Below are 1,560 nucleotides of genomic sequence, written 5' to 3'. Positions count from 1 at the left end.
CGCCTTAAAAAGCTGCTGAACGGAAAGGAGATTTGCCTATGACCGACACGCCCAAGAAAAGCACCGCCACCACCGCCGACAAGATGATGAAAGTGCTGGAAGCGGAAAGCGCAGCCGGACACAAGCCGCCATTTACCGCATAAACCGGGCATGAAAAAGCGGTCATGCCGTGGAGTATGACCGCCAGTTCCTGCCTATTTTCTTTTTTGGAATTTTTCGACTGAAAATTCGTATGCTTCTTGAATAAGGGGCTTTAACCGTTCAAATGTCTGTTTGGACGGATTTAGGACGCTTACCCACCCCATCCAAGCATAAACCGGGTGGGGAATGATAATGTCTAAAGCAGTGAAATCACAATCCATATCCACGACACCGCCCGCCGCCGGACGTGCCGGAATTTTACCATACATCTTTTGGAATGTGCTTTTTCGCAGCCCAAGATTGACACGGTAAATACCTGTTCTGTCAAGATTGGACGCTTTATCGTTATCACCGTCTTTTTCCTTAACAGTCAGAACATATACGCCACGTTTTAATACAAGACCGGGATTGTAGAAAATCCCTTTTTCGCCCCAACTTTCAACGAGTACCGTACCGTTTAAGGAGGAAAGGCAGTAATCCAATATTTGTTTTGCTTCCATAGTGTTCTACCTCACAAAATATAAAATAAAGAGCTGTCGGATTATTGTAGCACAAATCAGAGATTATTTCCATAAACATCTAATTTGCGACAAGCCTTAATGAAAAACCGTGATATTTTTCGACATAAAGTAGCAAAAAGAACTGTACAGCCCACCCAGCCCTATGATATAATAAACCTACGGAATAGTGGGGCTGGCTGTCGGAAACGGAGGAATCTATGTCAAGACAGACCACCCAGCAACTTATTACCGCCCTATATCCGAGATTATCCCATGAGGACGAGCTTTCCGGGGAATCCAATTCCATAAGCAACCAGAAAAGAATTCTTGAAGCCTACGCAAAACAGAACGGCTTTACCAACCTCAAATGGTACACGGACGACGGATTCTCCGGGGCGAATTTCCAAAGACCCGGCTTCCAGTCCATGCTTGCCGACATTGAAGCGGGGCTTGTGGGAACAGTCATTGTAAAGGATATGTCACGGTTAGGGCGAAACTATCTTCAAGTGGGAATGTATACGGAAATGATTTTCCCACAGAAAAACGTCCGTTTCATTGCTATCAATGACGGCGTTGACAGCGCACAGGGCGAGAATGACTTTGCACCTTTGCGTAATATTTTTAACGAATGGCTGGTGAGGGATACGAGCAAGAAAATCAGAGCGGTCAAGAGGTCAAAAGGCATGAGCGGGAAGCCCGTCACAAGCAAGCCCGTGTACGGCTACCTCATGGACGAGGACGAAAATTTCATCATTGACGAGGAAGCCGCCCCCGTGGTAAAGCAGATTTACAGCCTATGCCTTGCCGGGAACGGTCCGACCAAGATAGCCCGTATGCTCACGGAGCAGGAAATCCCCACGCCGGGAACGCTGGAATACCGCCGGACAGGGAGAACCCGCCGCTACCACCCCGGCTATGA

At 47.7% G+C, this 1,560-nt stretch carries 2 protein-coding genes; one reads left to right on the top strand and one right to left on the bottom strand.

From position 1 onward, the window contains the following. Positions 1-194 precede the first annotated feature (194 nt). The gene (locus NFR99_RS15220; RefSeq protein ID WP_117460706.1) at positions 195-641 is read right to left on the bottom strand and encodes a DUF6194 family protein; all 447 of its coding nucleotides are present in this window, start codon (positions 639-641) and stop codon (positions 195-197) included. 218 nt (positions 642-859) lie between these two features. On the opposite strand from NFR99_RS15220, the gene NFR99_RS15215 reads away from it, so the two are divergent. Further along, a partial coding sequence (locus NFR99_RS15215) for a recombinase family protein (RefSeq protein WP_251354078.1) occupies positions 860-1,560 on the top strand: 701 nt, incomplete at its 3' end.

The organism is Hominisplanchenecus murintestinalis (genome assembly GCF_943193015.1).
GTDB lineage: Bacteria > Bacillota > Clostridia > Lachnospirales > Lachnospiraceae > Hominisplanchenecus_A > Hominisplanchenecus_A murintestinalis.
This window is presented reverse-complemented; position numbering and strand designations above follow the sequence as displayed.